Raw genomic sequence first — 20416 nt, 5'->3', positions numbered from 1 at the left:
CTTCCTCATGAAGGAACCCCGGCACTCCCCGACTGAAAAGGCCTGTACTTTGCTTCCGCAAGTGGACTCCCGCTACCTCAATGCCTGTTCGAGCGCCGTAGCGCTGTCGGTCCTCTCGTCGCGGTATTTTACGATAACCGGCGTATAGAGAGAAAGGCCATGCTCTGCGGCAAAGTCGCCCCTGATCTTTCTCGATCCTGCCACAACGACCGCCCCAGCGGGGATAATCAGAGGAGCTTCAGCGCTTCTGCGATGGATGGTTCCATTGACGAGATCGTAAACGGGGGTCGATCCGTTCAGGATAACTCCGGTACCGATAACGGCACGATCCTGCACGATGGTGCCTTCGTAGATGCCGCAGTTGCCTCCCACCATGACATCATCCTCGATGATGACCGGAATGGCTCCAATCGGTTCGAGCACGCCGCCAACCTGAACGCCGGCAGAGAGATGCACGTTTTTGCCGACCTGTGCACAGCTGCCGACAAGAGCGTGGGAATCGATCATGGTTCCGGCATCGACATAGGCACCGACATTGACGTATGCAGGAGGCATCATCACTACCGATGGAGCCAGATAGGCGCCATCACGAACGGACGAGCCGCCCGGTACGATACGCACATTATGCTCGAGGGTAATCGTTTTCAGCGGCCAGGTATCCTTGTCGATAAAGGAAAATCCTCCGAGATTGCCATCGGGAGCGACCGTCGCTTCGCTCAGCCTGCCGAGACGCATGCCAAGCAGGATCCCCTGTTTGACCCACGCGTTCACTACCCACGCTCCGTCTTTTTTTTCGGCCGCCCTGACGGCACCGCTATTGAGCAGACGCTTGAACTCTCCGAAAATTCTCCGTGCATCGGGGTTTGCGGAAAGTTCTGCGGCAGCGGTGGCTGAAAGCGTGAGTATCTCCTGTTTCAACGATTCGTATGATGACATGGTAAAGTGGGTAAGTTAGAGATCGCCGTATTCGGCGGTGATATCTTTATTGTTCTTTCGGCTGTAAAACCGGAAATCGTCGCTGCGCAGACTTTCATCCTGCTTGACCCGAACAAAAACCATGTGCTGGAGAAACCACTTCAGTTCGGTTTTCATCTCGGTGTTCTTCAGCGGTTCGGCAACGGTCGGGCTTACATAGAGGTCAAGCTGCTGGAACTTCATGGACTGCTGCAGTGCGTATTTGCGCAGCCACCGTTCTACCTGGTTGATGGTGGTGAAGCGTGCCTGCACAACCCCGGTTCCGCCGCAAGCGGGACACTGGTCTCCCATGCGCTGCATGAGGCTCGGGCGGATACGCTCCCGGGTGATCTGCATGATGCCGAAATCGGACATCGGCAGGATATTCGACTTCGCCCGGTCGTTGCGAAGCTCCGTCTTCATGGCATCGTAAACCTTTTTGGAGTTTTTTGGATCGAGCATGTCGATGAAGTCTACCACGATAATACCGCCTATGTCACGCAGCCTGAGCTGGCGGACAATCTCGCGCGCCGCTTCGAGGTTGGTTTTCAGGGAGTTCTCCTCCTGCTCGCGCTTGGCGGCATATCGCCCGCTGTTGACATCGACCACAACCATGGCTTCGGTATGCTCGATGATGATGTAGCCTCCCGATTTCAGCCATACTTTACGTGAAAAGATGGATTCGACGTCCTTGGCTATGTTGTAGCCCTCAAAAAGTGGCAATTTGCCCTGGTAGAGGGAGACATTCTTTTCCATTTCTGGAGCCGCCCACTGGATATAGTTGAGGGTCTCCTTGTAGATGACGGGGGAGTTCGCGACGATCTCGGTCACGTCGGAGGTAAGCGAGTCGCGCAGCACGCTGGAGATAATGGTATCCTCCTTGAAAATCAGCTGTGGCGGTGCGGCGTCCTTGAGTTTTTCCTCGATCTGCACCCATTTGGCGAGCAGCTTCTCCAGATCCTGCTTGAGAAGCGACTCTTCCTGATGCTCGGCAACGGTACGGATGATAGCCCCGAAACCTTCGGGAAGCATGGAGCGCACAAGCTTTTTCAGCCGGGCCCGCTCCTTTCGGACGACAACCCTGCGCGAAACGGCAACCTGGCCGCCGCCGAACGGCAGGAGCACCATAAAGCGACCGGCGATGGTAATATCGGAGGTGAGGCGGGAGCCTTTGCTGCTGATAGGCTCCTTGATAACCTGAACAAGAATCGAGTCGTTGGGCTTGAGCTTGCCGGCGATCATCTGGGTATAGGACTGCCGTTTTTCAGCCTTTTCCTCTTCGGTTGCCTGCACTTTCCTTCCTCCATTGCGCTGCTGGGGCCTTACCGGCTGAGCTGCGGCAGCGGGTTCCGGAGCAGCGGCACTTTCGGCCGTTTCGCCGCCCTCTCCTTCGCCTTCGTCTCCCGCTCCGGCTTCATCGTCGTCGTCATCTTCAATCAGTGCGCGATAATCCTCACTTGTAGTGCCGACATCGGAAAAATGCAGAAAGCCGTCGGATTTCTGACCGATATCGACAAATGCGGCCTTCAGGCCTTCAACGACCTTGTGCACTCGCCCGAGATAGATATCGCCGATACTCCGACGGCTTTCGGGACGCTCGATCGTCAACTCTGCAAGACGACCCTCTTCGACAAGCGCGACCTGTATTTCATCGCCGATCTTGTTCATGAGGAGCTGTTTGTTCATACTCTTCTTCATCTGAAAACTCTTTTATATATGGTAGTAACCGGGGATGTCGCCCCTTTTTTATAATGTTCCTTTTCATACAGCCACACGGTCTGAAGACTGCAGTCATATTCATTGCCTTACGGAAGCCGGATCCCTGTCACAACACTCCCGCTGCGGGCAAAGGTTCCGGATCGTATTTCCGTTCCCTATCGATAACAAAAGGCGATTGATGCAATCAGGAGTTCGGAGACGGAAGGGCAGGCTAACGGTCAAGATAAGAAATTATAACAGGAAACAGCAACATGCCCGACAGCCGAATGGAAAGGATGCCGCCTCCCGCATTGTTACCGGAGATTCGGCTATATTACAGGATAATAACGAATACCTGGCAAAAACGTACCTCATGAATACCGATTACGAATATCCGGTATGGAAAGATACATCACTCGTCTGCGGCATAGATGAAGCCGGCAGGGGGCCGCTTGCCGGACCTGTCGTAGCCGCGGCAGTGGTATTCCCCCGCTGGTTCAGTCCGGAAAACAGCAGGCTTGCAGCAATCGACGATTCAAAAAAACTCTCACCGGCACTCCGTGAAGAACTTGCCCCTGCCATAAAGGAAGCCGCCCTCTGCTGGGCGGTTGCTACTGTCGAGCATGACTCAATCGACCGGATGAACATCTTTCAGGCAACCATGCTGGCCATGAACAACGCCGTAACGGCGCTGCCCGAGCCTCCGGAACTGCTGCTTGTCGACGGCAATCGCTTCAGGCCGCTTCTGCCGGTACACTATGAAACCATCGTGAAAGGCGACTCGAAGGTATTTTCGATCGCCGCCGCCTCGATAATCGCAAAAACCTGCAGGGACTCCCTCATGCGGGAGTACGGCCGGCAGTATCCCCAGTACGGTTTCGAACGTCATTTCGGATACCCGACAGGAGAGCACATCCGGGCGATAGCCAGATACGGCAGAAGCCCTATTCACCGTAAAAGCTTCAAACTCAAACAGCTCGGGGAAAAGTAGAGGAGGGCAACCATGGATCACGACCCGCATTCGCTCGGCCGGCAGGGGGAACAGCTCGCTGCAGGGTATCTTGCCGCAAAAGGATACCGTATTGTCGTGCGCAATTTCCGGTACCGCCGCAACGAGATCGACCTTATCGCCCTCGACGGCCGCACGCTCTGTTTTATCGAGGTGAAAACCAGGGGATCCCTCGAAAAGGGGCATCCGGTCGAATCGGTCACCCCGCAGAAACAGAAGGAGATCATCAAAGCGGCCAAAGCCTACCTGCTCACCCTTGAAAACCATGAACCCGATTGCAGATTCGATGTGATTGCAATTCTTGCCGACAGCATGGTGGGCGACCGCATCGCGACGTACACCATCGAGCATTTCACTGACGCGTTCTGGGATGAAATCCGGTGAGGCCTGAGGAATGCGCCGATAGCGCTAATCCGCTAATTTTGTTATCTTGTGGTTTATTTTGTTCACTCAGTCACTTTACGAGATACTATGCTTGAAACCGGTACCCAGACCCCATCTTCCTACGCAGCAACCAATATCCAGGTCCTCGACGGCATCGAGCATGTGCGCCTGAGGCCTGCCATGTATATCGGTGATGTCCACAGCAGAGGACTGCACCATCTTGTTTACGAGATTGTTGACAACTCCATTGACGAGACCCTCGGTGGCTATAACGACTATATCTTCGTAGCATTGAACCCGGACGGTTCGGTCACCGTTATTGACCGGGGAAGGGGCATTCCCGTGGACATGCACCCTGAAAAAAAGAAATCGGCTCTCGAACTCGTTATGACCCTCATCGGGGCAGGCGGCAAGTTCGATAAAGGAGCCTACAAGGTATCGGGCGGTCTGCACGGAGTCGGAGCATCGGTAGTGAACGCGCTTTCGGAGTGGTGCGAGGTCGAGGTGTACCGCGACGGCCGGGCTTATTTCCAGCGTTATGAGCGCGGTGTGCCCCAGGGTGACGTCAGGGATATCGGACCGTCGGACCAGCGCGGCACGAAAACCACCTTCAAGCCCGATCATCTGATTTTCAAGGCTACCGAGTTCCGCAAGGATATCATCATCGACCGCATGCGCGAACTGGCTTTCCTGAACAAAACACTCAGCATTACCGTACAGGACAGCGAGGGAAACGAGGAGATATTCCATTATGAAGGCGGACTCAAGGAATTTGTCCAGTTTACCGACCAGAGCCGCATCAAGCTGCTCAAGGAGCCGGTCTATATCTACGGCGAACGCGAATCCACCATCGTCGAACTGGCCCTGCAGTACAACGACTCCTATCAGGAAAACGTTTTCAGCTATGTCAACAATATCAATACGCATGAAGGCGGCACGCATGTAACCGGCTTCCGCAAGGCGCTTACCCGCACTCTGAATGCCTATGCGCAAAAAAACGACCTTCTGAAAAACCTGAAAATCACTCTGACCGGTGACGATTTCAAGGAGGGCCTCACGGCGGTGATCTCCGTAAAGGTTGCCGAACCGCAATTTGAAGGCCAGACCAAGACAAAACTCGGAAACTCAGAAACACAGAGCATCGTCGAGAGCATCGTCAACGAGCAGCTTGCCGAATTTATCGAAAGCAACCCCAATGTGCTCAAACTGATTATCGAAAAGGTAAAAGGTGCAGCCATGTCGAGGGAAGCGGCCAGAAAGGCCAAGGAACTGACCCGCCGGAAATCGGTGCTTGAAAGTTCAGGCCTGCCGGGCAAACTTGCCGACTGCTCGATCAACGATCCGGAGCATTGCGAACTCTATATCGTTGAGGGCGATTCGGCGGGAGGCAGCGCCAAACAGGGCCGGGATCGAAGTTTCCAGGCCATCCTCCCCCTCAAGGGCAAAATCCTCAATGTCGAAAAAGCCCGACTGCACAAGATGCTGGAAAACGAGGAGATCAAAACCATAATCCTTGCGCTCGGGACCAGCTTCGGCGAAGAGGAGTTCTCGCCTGAAAAGCTCCGCTACGGGAAAATCATCATCATGACCGATGCCGACGTCGACGGCGCGCATATCAGAACCCTGCTCCTGACATTTTTCTTCCGGTACATGCGTTCCCTCATAGAAGCCGGAAAGGTATTCATCGCACAACCGCCGCTCTATCTGGTTAAATCAGGCAAGGATCAGCAGTACGCCTGGGACGATGATGAACGAAACACCATTATCGAGTCGATGAAGAAGATGCAGAAAGGGAAAGCGACGGTGCACATTCAGCGCTACAAGGGTCTCGGCGAAATGAACCCTGAACAGTTGTGGAGCACAACAATGGATCCGGCCCATCGCTCCCTGCTGCAGGTAAGCGTGGAAAACGCCATGGAAGCCGACCTGGTATTTTCCACGCTTATGGGTGATAAGGTTGAACCCCGTAGGGATTTTATCGAAAAAAATGCACGGTATGTCCGACGCCTAGACGTCTGATTTCCTGACGGTCACCTCCTTGCGAAGTTGCTGCAGCCAGGCTTCGTAAACACGCTGCCTCTTGTTGTCAAGGGCAAACTCTTCAAGCATGGCATAATCCTGCCGGGGATCGAGCTGGTGGGCCGGTATTTTTTCGTTCAGCCTGAATATCGCATAGAACGAACCCCCCTGGGGAGAATCGATTTTCACCGGGTCGCAGATCTCGCCGTTCTTTTTAAGTCTTCCGATAATCTCCTTGAGTGGCGAACGAAGAGAAGAAAGCGGGAAAACGCTCTTCGAGGAGGAGGACGAAAGCACGGTTCCTCCGTTTTTTGCTGAAACCGGATCCTCGGAATATTTAACGGCCATATCGGCAAATGATGCCTTGCCGGCAAGTACCTCTGCCTTGATGGTACGAAGCATCGCTATGGTTCCCTCATCATCGCCCTTCGAGCGATCGAAACCGATGAGGATATGTCGCACATGCAGGCTGTTGGCCTCCTTGTCGAGCAGCTGTATGATATGAAACCCGTAGCGGGTTTCAACGATATCGGAAATCCTGCCTTCCTTGAGCGCGAAGGCCGCATCCTCAAAGCTCTTGATCAGTTCCCCTTTCTGTACATAGCCGAGATCCCCTCCTAGCGGCGCTGAAACCTTGTCCTGTGAATATTTTTTTGCAAGCTCCACGAAATCGGCGCCGCTCTTGAGTTCCGCCTGCACTTTTTCGATCATTGCCCTTGCATCCGCACGATTTTCAGGCGTAATACCGGGATACCTGAGAATCTGCGATACCGAAACTCCTTCGGCAATAACCGGAAGGCGGCTTTTATTTGCCTCAAAGAATGCCATGGTCTCTTCATGGCTGACGGAAACGCCACTCATCTTCTTTCTGCGAAGGGTTTCGACAAGCTGCTGATTTTTCACCTCCTGGCGAAGCTCTTTTCGGATAAGCAGCATACTCTTGCCGAAACGGGACTCCATCTCCTCCCTTGAAGAGAAACGGGAAGCGAGCACGTTCATCCTCTCGGCTACAAGCCCGTCAAGCGCAGCCTCATCGATGCCGGTACTGTCGATCTTCGCCTTGGCAAGAATGACCTTCTGGTCGATCAGTGAATTCAGTACCTTCTCCGGAAGGTTTTTGTCGGATTTCAGTTCGGGATACTGCAACCCGGTCGTCATCACCCGTTCATCGAGCTCCGAACGGAGAATGACCTCGTTTCCGATCACTGCCACAACCCGGTCCACAGTCTGCGTTCCGGCACTCCCGACATGTGCCGTCAGACAGAGAAGACATAGGGCATAAACTGCTGTCATAACTTTCTTCATGCTCATAACTCCTTGCTTGATATTGTTGGTTACCCTCAGACTCCTACGCGGCAGTGCCGCCTCTGAGTCTCACCGCCGACTTTGTCGCCTTCAGCCAGTCATACACGATGGGGGCTGCAACAAAAATGGACGAGTAGGTTCCGATAAGAATTCCTGTGAAAACGGCAAAAGCGAATCCCCTGATTGCCGGACCCGCAAAAATGAAAAGAATAAGCACCGTGATAAGTGTAGTACCTGAGGTAATGATGGTGCGGTTGAGTGTCTGGTTCATGCTCTCATTGAATATCGCTTCGTATTCCGATGGCTTCTTGCCCCTTATCCGCTCCCTGATGCGGTCGTAGACCACAACGGTATCGGTAATGGAATAACCGGCAACCGTGAGAAATGCCGCAATGATGCTCTGGTCCATTTCAAGCGGCATGAATGCGAAAAGTCCCCCGAGAATGCTGAACAGACCGAGCACGGTAAGCACATCGTGAAAAATGGCGACAACACCGGCGGCGGCAAATTTTATTTCGAACCGGATACCGACATAGAGCAGAATGGCAACAAGAGCGCCGATGAGAGCCTTGAGTGCCGACCATTTAAGGTCGGAAGCAATGCTCGGTCCGACGGAATCGATGCGCACGATTTCGTGGCGGTTTTGCGGAAACCGCGCGTTGAAGGCATTGGAGACCAGTGATTTCAGCTCGTTGGTCTGGCCGCTGAACACCGTACTGAGAAGAAACGAACGATCGATGCCGTACTGCTTCAGCGTTCCGGAAACCCCGGCCTCCTTGAGGGCGGCTCGCACACTGCCGACCTCCACGTTTTTATCGAAGCGGATCACCACCTCGGAACCGCCCCTGAAGTCTATGCCGTAGTTCAGTCCCCTGAAAGCAAGGGAAACCAGCCCTGAGAGCAGAATAACAATGGAAAGACCGTAGGCAATTTTACGGTGCCTGATAAAATTAAAGCTGGTGTTATGAAAAATCCTCATGGCTTGTGTCTCATTGAATGATTAACCGAAACTCTTTTCTGAAAGCATGTTTTTCGAAAGCATGAAATTGAAGATCTCCTTGGTCACCACAATGGCGGTGAACAGGCTTGCCGCCGTGCCGATCATGAGGGTAACGGCAAAACCCTGGATAGGACCTATACCGAACGTGTAGAGCAGATATGCCGAAGCGAGCGTGGTGACGTGGGAGTCGAGAATGGAGGAGAACGCCTTGTCGTAACCGGCGGTCACTGCCGAAACGATCGACTTGCCTTCGCCAAGCTCCTCCCGGATCCGCTCGTAGATCAGCACGTTTGCGTCAACGGCCATACCCATGGTGAGCACGATGCCGGCAATACCCGGAAGCGAAAGCGAAGCATTGAAGCCGGCAAGCACTGAAAGCACCACAAGAATGTTCAGGACAAGGGCAGCATCGGCCGCGACCCCTGCGGTACGGTAGTAGAGCAGCATGAATACCGATACGGCAAGAAAGCCCCACATAAGGGAAATCATTCCGGCCCTGATGTAATCTGCGCCCAGCGACGGCCCGACGGTACGCTCTTCCATGATCCTCACCGGAGCAGGCAGCGCTCCGGCCTTCAGCACGATTTCAAGATCCTTGGCCTCTTCGACACTCTCGATGCCGTTGATGACAGAATTACCGTTAGGAATTTTAGACTGTACTACCGGAGCGCTGTAAACCGCGCCATCGAGCACAATGGCGACCCTCTTGCCGATATTGGCTCCGGTTATACGGGCCCACTTGGCCGTTCCTTCGGAATTCATCTCCATGAGCACCTCCGGCTGGGCACCTTCGGCGCTGAACGAGGCTTTGGCTTCGGTGATGACGCCGCCCGTCAATTCAGCGGTTTTCCTGACCAGAAAAACCGGATAATAGTTCCGTCCGTCCTGAAGCTGATCGGGTTTGGCGGCCAGAAGCAGCTCGCTGTCCTGGGGAATCAGTGCCTGAATGTCGCCTCGCTGGAACAGTCTGGAAACAAAGTCCCTTGACTCCTCGGAAACATAGACATTTCCGTTCTGCAGTATGGTGAGCACATCATAAAGAGGACGGGTGGTTGTTGCGGATTTCACCGGGGGCAGCAGCGAACCTGCTGCGGGAACAGCCTTGCCCGTCGTATCGGGGGCGACGGCAGGGGACGAAGTTGCGCTCCGGGATGCAAGAGTGGTGTTCAGCTTGTCGAGTACCCTCAGCAGCACTTCCGGCTCCCGGAGCAGTTTGAATTCCAGTTTTGCGGTGCCCTTGAGGAGATTTCTCACCCGGTTTTCATCGGATATCCCGGCAAGCTCGATAATGATGCGGCGGGTTCCCTGCGTGGTGATCACCGGTTCTGCAACCCCGTACTGGTCGATACGGTTTCGGATAATCTCCCTGGCACGAGCGAGCGCATCCTCGGATTCCTTCTGGAGCTTGCCGGTTATCTCCCCGTCGGTATTGCGGATATCGTAAAAATATCGGCTCAGCCGGATATTCTCTTTTCTGAATTCTGCGGCAATCAGATCGATAACTCCTGCATCGCTTGTTGCGGCTTTCTGCCGAACTCTCCCCATAATCGCGTGGAAACGTGCATCCTTGTTCCAGGCTTTCTGCTCGAAGAGATCTACCTGATCGACTTCCATGACAAGGTGCATGCCTCCCTTAAGGTCGAGACCGAGCTTGAGGCTTTTTTTGCGGGCATTTTCAAGTTCGTCACGATGGCTGAGACTGAACTTCAGGCTGTCTTCGCCTGAAGCGAAGCTGTCCAGCTGTTTCGATAGCGAGTAATCACGCCAGGTCGGCCAGAGTGACCAGAGGGAAACAACCGTTACCAGAACAATCAGAAAAAGGTTGAAGGGTTTATTTTTCATTATGTAATAAAGCTTTTCACGCGATGGAAATAATTCAGCCAATATATAAAACGGGGTAGTGATTAACAATCAACCCGGCTTCCGGCTGACTGAGCGCATGCATAACCCTGTACAATCCCATAAAAAAAGCCCGGCTGAAACCGGGCTTTACAGAAGATGGAAGGCGTTTTATCCCCAGATATCCTGAGAAATGTTCTTGTACCATCCTTCGGCAAACATTGCCTCTTCGCGGAGATGATCGGCATCGGCATCCATAGGCGTAAGTCCTCCTGATCCTGGAACTTCGATAATGCCGGTAGGGCTGAGACTGTATACACCGGCAACGGAAATTCCGTAATCGGTTCCGATAAGACTGTAGCAGGTATTCACCAGAGAGGGTGGAGCCGGCTCCTTGCCCTGGAACAGCCTTATGATCGAGGCGGCAGCCACCTTTCCCTGACTGCTTGCTGCAAAACCGGATTTCGGCATGGCGCCGGCTATACAGGCGTCTCCGATAACGTGAATACCGGGGTGAATGGTAGACTCAAAAGTGGAGGGATTGACCGGGCACCATCCTGAGGCATCGGTCAAGCCTGCCTTGAAGGCAATCTTTCCTGCCTGCTGCGGGGGAATGATATTGATGACGTCACCCTTCTCAACACCGAAATCGGTAGTTACGCTCATGGAACCTGCATCAACTTTCGTAACCTTGCCGCCGGTCGGCCCTGAACGCCATTCGATCATGCCGGGATAAAGCGTATCCCATCCCTTCTTGAAAAGACCCTGCTTGGAGAACTTGTCCTTGGCGTCGAGAATGAGAATTTTCGACTTTGGCTTTTTCGCTTTCAGGTAGTGTGCAATGAGGCTTGCCCTTTCATACGGACCCGGAGGACACCTGAAGGGATTTCCCGGAGGACAGATAATAACCTTGCCGCCGTTTTTCATGGCGAGCAACTGCTTGTGCAGAAGAATGGTCTGAGCGCCGGCCTCATAGGCATGCGGCATTTTCGTCTGCGAAACGCTCTCGCTGTACCCCTCGATGGCGCTCCATTTGAAGTCGATGCCCGGCGAAACGATCAAACGGTCGTAATTGAGCACCTTGCCGCTCTTCAGTGTTACCGTGCCTTTTGCGGCATCGATACCTGTAGCGGAATCGGCCAGGACGTTGATGCCGTACTTGCTTTTCAGGAGGGTATAGGTATGACCGATATCCTGCATGGTTCTCATGCCTCCAAGCACCCAGTTGCTGAACGGGCAGGTATAAAAAGTAGCTTTAGGCTCTACAAGCGTGACGGATATCGATGAATCCAGCTTTTTGAGGTATTTGGCAGCCGCAGCGCCGCCAAAACCGCCGCCTATGACGACAACCCGCTTCTGGGCCGCAAAAGCAGGTTTTATGGTACCGAAAATGCCGAGGGCGGAACCCGCGACTCCCGTTACGAGGAGTTTGTTGAAATCCCTTCGTGAAATGTTATGGCTCATATTTGCATCTCCCCCTTATTTGTTGTTCTGCCAGACCGTTCCGAAATACTGCGCGATCAAATGGATCTCTTCGTCGTTATACCCCTTGGCATGCCTGCCCATTACAGTTGAATACCGTTTGCCGGACTTGAAATCCTTCAGTGCGGTCTCAAGGTACTCTGGCGATTTCCCGTAAAACGAGGGGATAACTCCCACGCTCTTTCCGTCAGTCCCGTGGCATGAGGCGCAGGAAAGCGAAAGAATCTGCCCGCGAGGGTTCGGTTCCATTGCTTTTTGAGCCGGATTTGTTGCCGCAGTAGCTTCAGCTCCTGCGCCAAGCAGAGCTGAAGAGACGAAACAGGTCGTCAGCAACGATCTGATAGTAACCTGCATAATAATGTTTCTCCTGGTTGATTATTGAAAGAGAAGCGCACAAAAACACACTCTACTCAAGCGTCCTGCTGCATGAAGAGTCAGACTACAGCCGCTTCAGCGACATACTCCAGCTTCCTGCTGTCGATGAACCGCAAATTCAGACGGTCCCCTTTTTTGCCGGCGAACCTGAACTGCAGAAAAGGATCCTTCGAAACCGAAGGGCCGAGCTGCAGTTCGAAGAGCGGCTGGCCATTCAGCAAAACAGATCCCTCCCTGATGAAGTAAGCGGGAACAACTTTTCCCGACTCGTCCTTTCTCGTACCCGATTCATTCGGGTGCGGGATGATCACTTTTAGCGATACAATCCCCCCGTCCTCTTTTGCGAGTATTCTCATAATAGCTGTTGTATGTTATTAGGCGTGATTTCAGCAGGCCTGAACCGCTACATCGACATGCACCGATGCCATATGATATTTGCCCCCCTCCCTGACCACGCCGTAAAGCAGCGAGCTCTCTTTCATCTTTACGGTAAGTGAAAGAAAAGGCAATGCACCGCCATGCAGTGCACAGCTGAAAACAAGTGGAGTTATATTTTTTTCCACGAAAAGATAGAGTTGATCGCCCTTTATCGTGGAACTTATTTCAACCGGAACCGCCGAGCTGTCGGAAGCAACCGGAGGAGCGGCTATGGTGATGCGGCTGGACCTGTTAAAATCTTTAGTACCGAGAACATCAAGAAATGCCTTTTCGATGGAAACCTGCTGAAAATGATTTTCGCTCCAGGCTGCCGCAAGCGTGGATGGCCGCAACAGAACAAGCGCCGCTGCCATGGAACTCCGTTCCAGAAAGGTTCTTCTCTTCATAATTGATGGTGAAATGAACGAGCGGTCTGCCACTACCAGCTCAACTGCGGAAAATGTTTTTTTATATAACTATATAATTATATAAAAAAACAGAGCCCGATGCAAATATTTTTTCATCGCCCTTATATCTCCAATGCACTTTCTTTTCACATGCTTTGGCAGGTTTTCGGCTTCGACATCCGCAAAACAACATATTATCCTGAACGAAAACCCTTGTCTCCTGCCATCCGGAATATCTGTTGAGATTTTTTATAATACATTTGTCTATTGCCAGTCAACCAGCGATTCCATTTCAATGCCGAATACCTGGCCAAACTGGAGCCGATAGTGCCGGAAAACGTATAGATATCTACGTACCGCCCTTTAATACTCTTAAATCACTCTAAATCATCATTAAAGAAACCTTAATGTTTCACGTGAAACACAACGTCACCGTTCATGTATGATATTATTGTCGCAGGCGGCGGGCATGCCGGGTGCGAGGCGGCACTTGCGGCTGCAAGATCCGGAATAACATGCCTGCTGATCAGCTCTGACCTGACGGCACTTGCCAGAATGTCCTGCAATCCGGCAATCGGAGGCGTCGCAAAGGGACAGATAACACGCGAAATCGATGCTCTCGGCGGTGAAATGGCGAAAGCTATCGATGCCACAGGCATTCAGTTCCGCATGCTCAACCTCAGCAAAGGACCCGCTATGCACTCTCCAAGAGCGCAGGCAGACCGGACACAATACACGATGTACATGCGCCGGGTCATCGAAAAAGAAGAAAACATAGACTTGCTGCAGGATACGGTTACAGGAATCCATGTGCTTTCGAAAAAGGTTGCCGGGGTTCACGTTGCAACAGGAACGATGATACCGGCAAAAGTGGTGATTCTGACCTGCGGAACATTCCTGAACGGCCTGATTCACATCGGCCTCAATCATTTTCCCGGTGGAAGAACGATTGCCGAACCTCCTGTTACCGGTTTGACCGAAAATCTTGCGGGACTTGGTTTCAGATACGGGCGCCTGAAAACAGGTACCCCGCCGCGTATCGACAAAAGGAGTGTGGATTATTCTCTCGTAGAGGAACAGAAAGGCGATGACAATCCTGTTCCTTTCTCCTTTTCTACACGCTCTCTGGCCTCAAAACCTCAGCTGAGCTGCTATCTGACCAAAACGACAGCGGTTACCCACGAGATTCTGAGAAGGGGGTTCAACCGATCACCCCTCTATACCGGAAAGGTCCAGGGGACAGGCCCCCGTTACTGCCCGTCAATCGAAGACAAGATCAACCGTTTTTCCCTCAAGGAGAGCCACCATATCTTTCTTGAACCTGAAGGGTTTGACACCAATGAGATGTACGTGAACGGATTTTCCACATCGCTTCCGGAAGACATACAGCTCCAGGGGTTGAAATCAATCCCTGGACTTGAACAGGTTAAAATGATCCGTCCTGGCTATGCCATTGAATATGATTATTTTTTCCCTTATCAGATCGGCAGCACCCTGGAAACGAAAATCGTGGAAAACCTTTTTTTTGCCGGGCAGATCAACGGAACATCCGGTTATGAAGAGGCTGCGGCCCAGGGAATCATTGCGGGCATCAACGCATCACTCAAAATCCGAAAACGTGACCCGCTCATCCTCAAACGTTCCGATGCCTATATCGGAGTGCTCATCGATGACCTCATTACCAAGGATACCGATGAACCCTATCGCATGTTCACCTCTTCGGCAGAACACCGCCTCCTTCTGCGTCACGATAATGCCGATATCCGCCTGTGCGACTACGGATTCACATCGGGACTTGTTTCCGCAGCTTCAATGAAGGCCTGCAGAATGAAATCCGAAGCAATCCGTCAACTCAGGACTCTTTCGGAAAGCTTCAGATTCAGGCCCGAAATGATCAATCCTGTTCTCGCGGAGCATGGTATTGCCACTATTCCAGGCACTCTTTCTGCCGCAAATATTCTTAAACGTCATGGGGTAGGCTTTCGGATGCTTCTTGCGTGCTCACCTGTCTTCTGCGAACAGGTCTATTGTCTGACTTCTGATCCGCTTGTGTTCGAGCAGGTTGAAATAGATATCAAATACGAGGGGTACCTGAAACGGGACCTGCTCATGTCTGAAAAAATAGCCCGTCTTGAATCGCTGCAGATCCCACAGGCGTTCCCTTATGCACAGGTAATGGGTCTTTCAAATGAGGGAAGGGAAAAACTCATGAAACACCAGCCGCAATCCATAGGTCAGGCATCGAGAATCCTTGGGGTTTCCCCTTCGGATATCTCCGTTCTTATGATTAAAATTGGACGGTAATCGTCATCCGATGTTTCACGTGAAACATCGGAATGCTTCATTCATTTTCACCCTGCATGTTCATGGACAAATTTATTCATGACATTCTTGACAACAATCTTCTTTTCGGTAAAGACAAGGAGGAGAGCATAGTTGGTGCCTACCAGCTCTCCGACACACATATCAGAATATTTTTCCGTAAAGGAAAAAGCGTTCTCTACCGCGACGACCCATTCTATCCATTCTTTTTTCTTTCCGAGAGCGCAGTGCTTGACGGCTTCATTCCTGAAGACAAAAGGAAATTCTGGCTGGTCAATCTTCAGGGAAATAATTTCTATAAGTATCTGGCCATTTTCGGCAGCTGGAGAACCTTCAGGGCGGCTCTCGATTTCATAAACTCGAAAAAACTCTCACTTCTTTCCGGAAGCACCGAAAGTCCCGGGGATGAGGGCAGTTCACTGACCTACAGCAAGGGCGACGCCGTTACCCAGTACTTTCTGCAAACCGGAAAAACGCTCTTCAAGGGGATGCTTTTTGAAAACCTCCATCGGCTTCAGCTCGATATTGAAACATATTACAGGCCGGAAAAACAAGGTGGAGATGAAAACGACCGGTTTTCGGACGAAATAATCATAGTTTCACTTTCGGACAACCGCGGCTGGAAAGAGGTACTGCATTCGAAAAACAGTTCTGAAAAGGAGCTGCTCGAACGTACAGTCAGAACGATAACCCTTAAAGATCCTGATGTTATCGAAGGCCATAACATATTCAGCTTCGATCTACCTTACCTCCAGCGCCGCTGCGAACGACACGGCGTCGCATTTACGATAGGCCGTGACGGTCTGCAACCTAAAACTTATCCTTCGAGTATCCGTTTCGCGGAACGCTCCATTGATTTTCCGTTTTTCGACATACCCGGGCGCCATGTCGTCGATACGCTGTTTCTTATCCAGAACTACGACACATCGAAGCGCTCGCTCCCGAGCTATGGACTGAAGGCCGTCGCCCGACATTTCGGTTTTGCAGATCCTGACCGGACATATATTGACTACAAGGATATCGCATCGACATGGGATAACGACCATGAAAAGCTTCTGGCCTATGCGCTTGATGATGTGATCGAAACCGGAGCCCTGTCGGAAATGCTCTCCGGCAGCAACTTTTACACCGCGCAGATGCTTCCATACACCTATGCCATGACCTCGCGCCTTGGTCCGGCGGCAAAAATCGAAGCCCTTTTCGTGCGCGAGTACCTTAACAGGAAGCATTCACTTCCCAAGCCCTCTTCCGGACAGCAGTTTACGGGAGGCTATACGGAAGTTTTTCTGAAAGGCGTACTCGGACCCATTGTCTATGCTGATGTGGAATCCCTCTATCCCTCCATCATGCTCTCTTATAATATCTGCCCGGGAAGCGACGCCCTGAAGGTTTTTCCGGGCGTTCTGCATGATTTGAGGGATCTGCGTTTCAAGGCAAAAGACCTGAGCAAAGAGAACAGAGAGAAAAAAAACTCCGCTCTGGCCGGGAACTTCGATGCCATGCAGGGCTCTTTCAAAATCCTCATCAACGCCATGTATGGGTATCTCGGTTTCCAGGGTGGTATTTTCAATGATTTCGCTGAAGCCGACAGGGTAACATCGACGGGACAAAATATTGCCAGAAAGATGATTGCCGAATTCGAAGCGCGGGGATGCCGCGTCATCGAAGTGGATACCGACGGCATTCTTTTTATTCCTCCTCCGGCAATAACAACTGAAGAAGAGGAGCGACGACTGGTAAGCGAAGTATCGACAAGGATGCCGGAAGGTATCAATATCGGTTTTGACGGCAGGTACAGGAAAATGATCTCCTACCTTAAAAAAAACTATGCCCTCCTGGATTACAACAATGTCATGACCCTCAAAGGCTCTTCACTGTCGAGCAGGAGCGGAGAAAAATTCGGTCGGGATTTCATCAGAAAAGGATTTGAAAAGCTGCTGTCCGAAGATATTGCCGGTCTTCATGATCTCTTCATGGATTACCGGCAGAAGATTCTTGACCATCAGCTCGACATCGCCGATTTTTCGAGGATAGAAACCCTGAAATCCTCTCCGGAACAGTATCTTGAAGACGTACGTTCAGGAAAACGCTCCAGATCGGTTACCTACGAGCTTGTCAATAAATCCGGTGGGAATTTTTCAAAAGGCGACCGTATAACCTATTATATCTCTGGTTCCGGAAATGCCTCATCATTTTTCGACAAAGGACGCCTTGCTTCCGACTGGGACCCTCGTAAACCCGATGAAAACACCGCTTTTTACCTGAAAAGGCTTGACGAGCACTGCCAGAAATTCCTTCCGTTTTTCAAACCACAGGATTTCAGCATGATTTTCTCGGCTGATACCCTTTTCACCTTTTCTCCGGAAGGAATCGAGCTGATACGTGAAAGCAGAAATACGTCACCCGAAACCTTCAGCAGCGATACAGTTTTTTAAACCCCTTTTTGGAGGCTTCAGGAACTATGAGCCCTCATTTTCTGTATTTCATTATAGCTTTTAACGTTACCTTTTAACTTTTTTTCATCTTCCGCTATGACCGACCATAAAATCCTTCCCGTTACCGGTGACGTCACCTGGATAGGCGTACTAGATCCCGGCCTCATCACCTTCGATATCGTCATGGAGACGAAGTATGGAACCACCTACAATTCATACTTCATCAACGCCGACAAAAAAACCGTTGTAGAGACCTCCAAGGCAAAGTTCTGGCCTACTTATCTTGATAAAATAAAACAGGTTACCGATCCTTCTGAAATCGAGTACATAATTGTGGACCACACCGAGCCGGACCATTCGGGCAATGTGTCGAATCTGCTGGGCGTGGCTCCCAATGCAACAGTCGTAGGCAGCGGGAACGCCATAAAATTTCTTCGGGACCAGACGGGTCACGATTTCCGCCATCTCGTCGTTAAAAACGGCGATACACTGGACCTGGGCAACAAGACACTTCATTTTATCGGCGCCCCTAACCTTCACTGGCCCGATACCATCTACACCTGGCTGGAAGAAGACCGGGTTCTCTTCACCTGCGATTCCTTCGGGTCCCATTTTTCCCACGAAGCGATGTATGATGACCTTGTCGGCGATTTTGACGATGCCTTCACCTACTATTTCGACGCGATTCTCAGGCCGTTCAGCAAGTACATGCTTCAGGCCATCGAAAAGATCAAGCCTCTCGACATAAAGGTTATCTGCCCGGGACACGGACCGATCCTTCGTTCTAACTGGAAAAAATATGTCGATCTTTCACATCGCTATGCCTCGAACGCCATCGCTCTTCCCAATGAAAAAAACATTCTTATCGCCTATGTGTCGGCTTACGAAAACACAACTATTCTTGCGCGCAAGATAGCCGAGGGACTGCAGCAGTCGTGTGATTTCACCATCGACATCTGCGACGTCGAAAACATACATTTTTCGAAGCTTGAAGATAAAATCGCCCATTGCTCGGGTATCATTGTCGGCTCTCCTACCATTAACCAGAATATCCTTACGCAGATCTATCAGCTTTTTGCCGCCGTCAATCCCATTCGCGACAAAGGAAAGCTCGCTGCCGCTTTCGGATCATACGGCTGGAGCGGTGAGGGCGTAAAAATGATCGAAACTAACTTTTCACTGCTCAAACTGCATGTTTTCGAAAAAAATGTCCGTATCAAGTTCCAGCCTCATGAAGCTGAATTCGAGGAGTGCATTGCTTTCGGCAAATCATTCGCGGAAAAGATGATCGACATGTACCAGCTGAGCTGCAATCTGTAGCGTTCTTTCAGGAGCCGCATCAGACAGGTGCGGCTCTTTTTTATCTGAAAACGATCTCCCTTACCGCCTCCTTGCCGAGAAAACTGTTGATCTTACTGGCAAGTTCCTTCTTGCGGAAGTTCAGCTCCATTCTCCACACGGAATTTTTTACCCGAATGAAAAGCTGTCCATCCGTGAGCCTTTCAACTATAGTCTCCGCCGCTATGGTTTCGCCAACAATCTCCCTCCAGAGATGAAGTGCCCGGTATTGCTCGCGTGCATCATCCAGACCAAGGCCGCTGAAAACCTCCTCGACAATCAGTGAAATCCGTCTGGGAGCCTTTTTTGTCTTTTTGAGACCGGTTGTCATGCTATTTCACAAATATTGAGTGCCGAAACACCTGCTATCTCTCTTTTTTCCGTTGTCGTAATGATGCTTTGTCCAAAACCGGAAAGCAGCAGAAGAAGGGCGTCCACCCTGTGGTGATCGAGTTCACTGAACAGATCGTCAAAAAGACAGATCGGCTGTTCATCGAGTTTGTCAAGAAAGTAACGATAGAGAGCAAGTTTCAGAGTAATGATAAAACTTCTTTTCTGGCCCTGTGATGCATATTTCTTTATCTCTTTTTCATTCAGAAAAAACAACAGATCATCCCTGTGCGGTCCTATTGCCGTCTGGGCTCTTGAAATTTCTTCCTGCCGTTTTTCCCGTATCCTTTCTTTGAAGAGCCGCGAAAGCTGATCGGGCAGTTCAGAGTTATCATGCGAAAAAAATGAACAACGGTATGAAATGTGGGGTGTTTCTCCGGCCGAAACCGCTACAAGATTTGCTTCCGTAAGCGGAAGAATCTCCCTTATGAACCGTATTCTTGCGCTGACTATGCAAGCAGCATGTTCAGCAATCTGTTCAGTGAGAATATCGAGCATCTCCATACCCGAGCGATGTTCTCTTATCTGAAACAGAAGGGCATTACGCTGCTGCAGGATTCTCCGGTAATTGAGAAGAGCATCCAGATACCTGGTGTCGGTCTGACAGATCGCATTATCAAGAAAACGCCTCCGCTCCGCGGGGGATCCGGCAATAATCGAGAGGTCGGAGGGAGAAAAGGTAATGCAGGGAATAACGCCGATATGTGATGAAAAAGTAGCGATATTCCTGGAATTAACGTTCAACTGCTTGCCGTTTTGACGGCTGTAGGAGACTTTTACCTCAGTTTCTGTTCCACTTTCACTTGCAAACTTCCCTTTAACGAGAAAAAAAAGGTTCCCCTCCTTCAGGCACTCGATGTCGTAAGCGCTGACGAAACCCTTTGTCAATGCACAGTAGTGTATTCCTTCGAGAATCGAGGTTTTCCCTGAACCGTTCGGCCCGTATATGAGATTTATACCTCCAGACGGAACAAAGGTCAGGGAAGCGTGATTCCTGAAATGAACGAACTGTATCTGTTCAAGTTTCAATAACCTGCCTCTC

General features: G+C 51.2%; 17 protein-coding genes. 6 read left to right on the top strand and 11 right to left on the bottom strand.

The features are described 5' to 3' along the window. Positions 1-72 precede the first annotated feature (72 nt). Together K9G39_RS01390 and K9G39_RS01385 are read right to left on the bottom strand one after the other, a co-directional pair. A complete protein-coding gene (locus K9G39_RS01390; protein WP_292003132.1) occupies positions 73-936 on the bottom strand; it encodes a 2,3,4,5-tetrahydropyridine-2,6-dicarboxylate N-succinyltransferase in 864 nt (287 codons plus the stop codon). Positions 937-951: 15 nt separating this feature from the next. Next, the gene (locus K9G39_RS01385) at positions 952-2652 is read right to left on the bottom strand and encodes an Rne/Rng family ribonuclease (RefSeq protein ID WP_292003131.1); all 1701 of its coding nucleotides are present in this window, start codon (positions 2650-2652) and stop codon (positions 952-954) included. A gap of 34 nt (positions 2653-2686) precedes the next feature. Here K9G39_RS01385 and K9G39_RS01380 point away from each other — a divergent pair, with 34 nt between their 5' ends. From K9G39_RS01380 to gyrB, 3 genes are all read left to right on the top strand, one after another. Next, positions 2687-3643 carry a ribonuclease HII gene (locus K9G39_RS01380; protein ID WP_363319350.1) on the top strand — a complete coding sequence of 319 codons (957 nt, stop codon included), beginning with the start codon at positions 2687-2689 and terminating at the stop codon, positions 3641-3643. 12 nt (positions 3644-3655) lie between these two features. After that, positions 3656-4045, top strand: coding sequence for a YraN family protein (locus tag K9G39_RS01375; protein WP_292003129.1), 390 nt, complete (start codon positions 3656-3658; stop codon positions 4043-4045). A gap of 87 nt (positions 4046-4132) precedes the next feature. Beyond that, positions 4133-6064, top strand: coding sequence for a DNA topoisomerase (ATP-hydrolyzing) subunit B (gene gyrB / locus K9G39_RS01370; protein WP_292003128.1), 1932 nt, complete (start codon positions 4133-4135; stop codon positions 6062-6064). Here gyrB and K9G39_RS01365 read toward each other — a convergent pair. The 7 genes from K9G39_RS01365 to K9G39_RS01335 form a co-directional block, all read right to left on the bottom strand. After that, a complete protein-coding gene (locus K9G39_RS01365) occupies positions 6053-7375 on the bottom strand; it encodes a peptidylprolyl isomerase (RefSeq protein ID WP_292003127.1) in 1323 nt (440 codons plus the stop codon). The two genes, gyrB and K9G39_RS01365, sit on opposite strands and share 12 nt — an antisense overlap. Positions 7376-7412: 37 nt before the next feature. Beyond that, positions 7413-8348: a protein translocase subunit SecF gene (gene secF / locus K9G39_RS01360; RefSeq protein ID WP_292003126.1), complete on the bottom strand. Its 936-nt coding sequence runs from the start codon at positions 8346-8348 to the stop codon at positions 7413-7415. 21 nt (positions 8349-8369) lie between these two features. After that, positions 8370-10211 (bottom strand): protein translocase subunit SecD, encoded by a 1842-nt coding sequence (gene secD / locus K9G39_RS01355; protein ID WP_292003125.1) that lies wholly within the window; start codon positions 10209-10211, stop codon positions 8370-8372. Positions 10212-10379: 168 nt separating this feature from the next. Continuing rightward, positions 10380-11672, bottom strand: coding sequence for an NAD(P)/FAD-dependent oxidoreductase (locus K9G39_RS01350; protein WP_292003124.1), 1293 nt, complete (start codon positions 11670-11672; stop codon positions 10380-10382). A 15-nt stretch (positions 11673-11687) separates the two neighbouring features. Continuing rightward, entirely contained in the window at positions 11688-12044 is a 357-nt protein-coding gene (locus K9G39_RS01345) for a c-type cytochrome (RefSeq protein WP_292003123.1), read from the bottom strand. An 80-nt stretch (positions 12045-12124) separates the two neighbouring features. Further along, a complete protein-coding gene (gene soxZ / locus K9G39_RS01340; protein WP_292003122.1) occupies positions 12125-12421 on the bottom strand; it encodes a thiosulfate oxidation carrier complex protein SoxZ in 297 nt (98 codons plus the stop codon). Positions 12422-12451: 30 nt separating this feature from the next. Then, positions 12452-12889, bottom strand: coding sequence for a thiosulfate oxidation carrier protein SoxY (locus K9G39_RS01335; RefSeq protein ID WP_292003121.1), 438 nt, complete (start codon positions 12887-12889; stop codon positions 12452-12454). 438 nt (positions 12890-13327) lie between these two features. Between K9G39_RS01335 and mnmG the strand changes: the two genes are divergently transcribed. The 3 genes from mnmG to K9G39_RS01320 all read left to right on the top strand — a co-directional run bounded on the left by mnmG (position 13328) and on the right by K9G39_RS01320 (position 18966). Next, on the top strand, positions 13328-15193 hold the full coding sequence (mnmG, locus tag K9G39_RS01330) for a tRNA uridine-5-carboxymethylaminomethyl(34) synthesis enzyme MnmG (RefSeq protein ID WP_292003120.1): 1866 nt from the start codon (positions 13328-13330) through the stop codon (positions 15191-15193). 62 nt (positions 15194-15255) lie between these two features. Further along, complete coding sequence (locus K9G39_RS01325; protein ID WP_292003119.1) at positions 15256-17646, top strand: DNA polymerase domain-containing protein; 2391 nt, start codon at positions 15256-15258, stop codon at positions 17644-17646. A gap of 96 nt (positions 17647-17742) precedes the next feature. Beyond that, complete coding sequence (locus K9G39_RS01320) at positions 17743-18966, top strand: FprA family A-type flavoprotein (protein ID WP_292003118.1); 1224 nt, start codon at positions 17743-17745, stop codon at positions 18964-18966. 40 nt (positions 18967-19006) lie between these two features. Here K9G39_RS01320 and K9G39_RS01315 read toward each other — a convergent pair whose 3' ends face one another. After that, positions 19007-19315 (bottom strand): DUF721 domain-containing protein, encoded by a 309-nt coding sequence (locus K9G39_RS01315; protein WP_292003117.1) that lies wholly within the window; start codon positions 19313-19315, stop codon positions 19007-19009. After that, positions 19312-20403: a DNA replication and repair protein RecF gene (recF, locus tag K9G39_RS01310; protein WP_292003116.1), complete on the bottom strand. Its 1092-nt coding sequence runs from the start codon at positions 20401-20403 to the stop codon at positions 19312-19314. Before recF ends, K9G39_RS01315 begins: the two co-directional genes overlap by 4 nt. Positions 20404-20416: the final 13 nt, after the last annotated feature.

Source organism: Chlorobium sp. (assembly GCF_021740465.1).
GTDB lineage: Bacteria > Bacteroidota > Chlorobiia > Chlorobiales > Chlorobiaceae > Chlorobium.
Note: the sequence above shows the minus strand (reverse complement) of the source record. Positions and strands in the feature narration are given on the sequence as shown.

Excerpts from the sequence above, each read along its gene's own strand:
- K9G39_RS01390 (WP_292003132.1), bottom strand. The coding sequence starts at position 936 with ATGTCATCATACGAATCGTTGAAACAGGAGATACTCACGCTTTCAGCC.
- K9G39_RS01385 (WP_292003131.1), bottom strand. The coding sequence starts at position 2,652 with ATGAAGAAGAGTATGAACAAACAGCTCCTCATGAACAAGATCGGCGAT.
- K9G39_RS01380 (WP_363319350.1), top strand. The coding sequence starts at position 2,687 with ATGTCGCCCCTTTTTTATAATGTTCCTTTTCATACAGCCACACGGTCT.
- K9G39_RS01375 (WP_292003129.1), top strand. The coding sequence starts at position 3,656 with ATGGATCACGACCCGCATTCGCTCGGCCGGCAGGGGGAACAGCTCGCT.
- gyrB (WP_292003128.1), top strand. The coding sequence starts at position 4,133 with ATGCTTGAAACCGGTACCCAGACCCCATCTTCCTACGCAGCAACCAAT.
- K9G39_RS01365 (WP_292003127.1), bottom strand. The coding sequence starts at position 7,375 with ATGAGCATGAAGAAAGTTATGACAGCAGTTTATGCCCTATGTCTTCTC.
- secF (WP_292003126.1), bottom strand. The coding sequence starts at position 8,348 with ATGAGGATTTTTCATAACACCAGCTTTAATTTTATCAGGCACCGTAAA.
- secD (WP_292003125.1), bottom strand. The coding sequence starts at position 10,211 with ATGAAAAATAAACCCTTCAACCTTTTTCTGATTGTTCTGGTAACGGTT.
- K9G39_RS01350 (WP_292003124.1), bottom strand. The coding sequence starts at position 11,672 with ATGAGCCATAACATTTCACGAAGGGATTTCAACAAACTCCTCGTAACG.
- K9G39_RS01345 (WP_292003123.1), bottom strand. The coding sequence starts at position 12,044 with ATGCAGGTTACTATCAGATCGTTGCTGACGACCTGTTTCGTCTCTTCA.
- soxZ (WP_292003122.1), bottom strand. The coding sequence starts at position 12,421 with ATGAGAATACTCGCAAAAGAGGACGGGGGGATTGTATCGCTAAAAGTG.
- K9G39_RS01335 (WP_292003121.1), bottom strand. The coding sequence starts at position 12,889 with ATGAAGAGAAGAACCTTTCTGGAACGGAGTTCCATGGCAGCGGCGCTT.
- mnmG (WP_292003120.1), top strand. The coding sequence starts at position 13,328 with ATGTATGATATTATTGTCGCAGGCGGCGGGCATGCCGGGTGCGAGGCG.
- K9G39_RS01325 (WP_292003119.1), top strand. The coding sequence starts at position 15,256 with ATGGACAAATTTATTCATGACATTCTTGACAACAATCTTCTTTTCGGT.
- K9G39_RS01320 (WP_292003118.1), top strand. The coding sequence starts at position 17,743 with ATGACCGACCATAAAATCCTTCCCGTTACCGGTGACGTCACCTGGATA.
- K9G39_RS01315 (WP_292003117.1), bottom strand. The coding sequence starts at position 19,315 with ATGACAACCGGTCTCAAAAAGACAAAAAAGGCTCCCAGACGGATTTCA.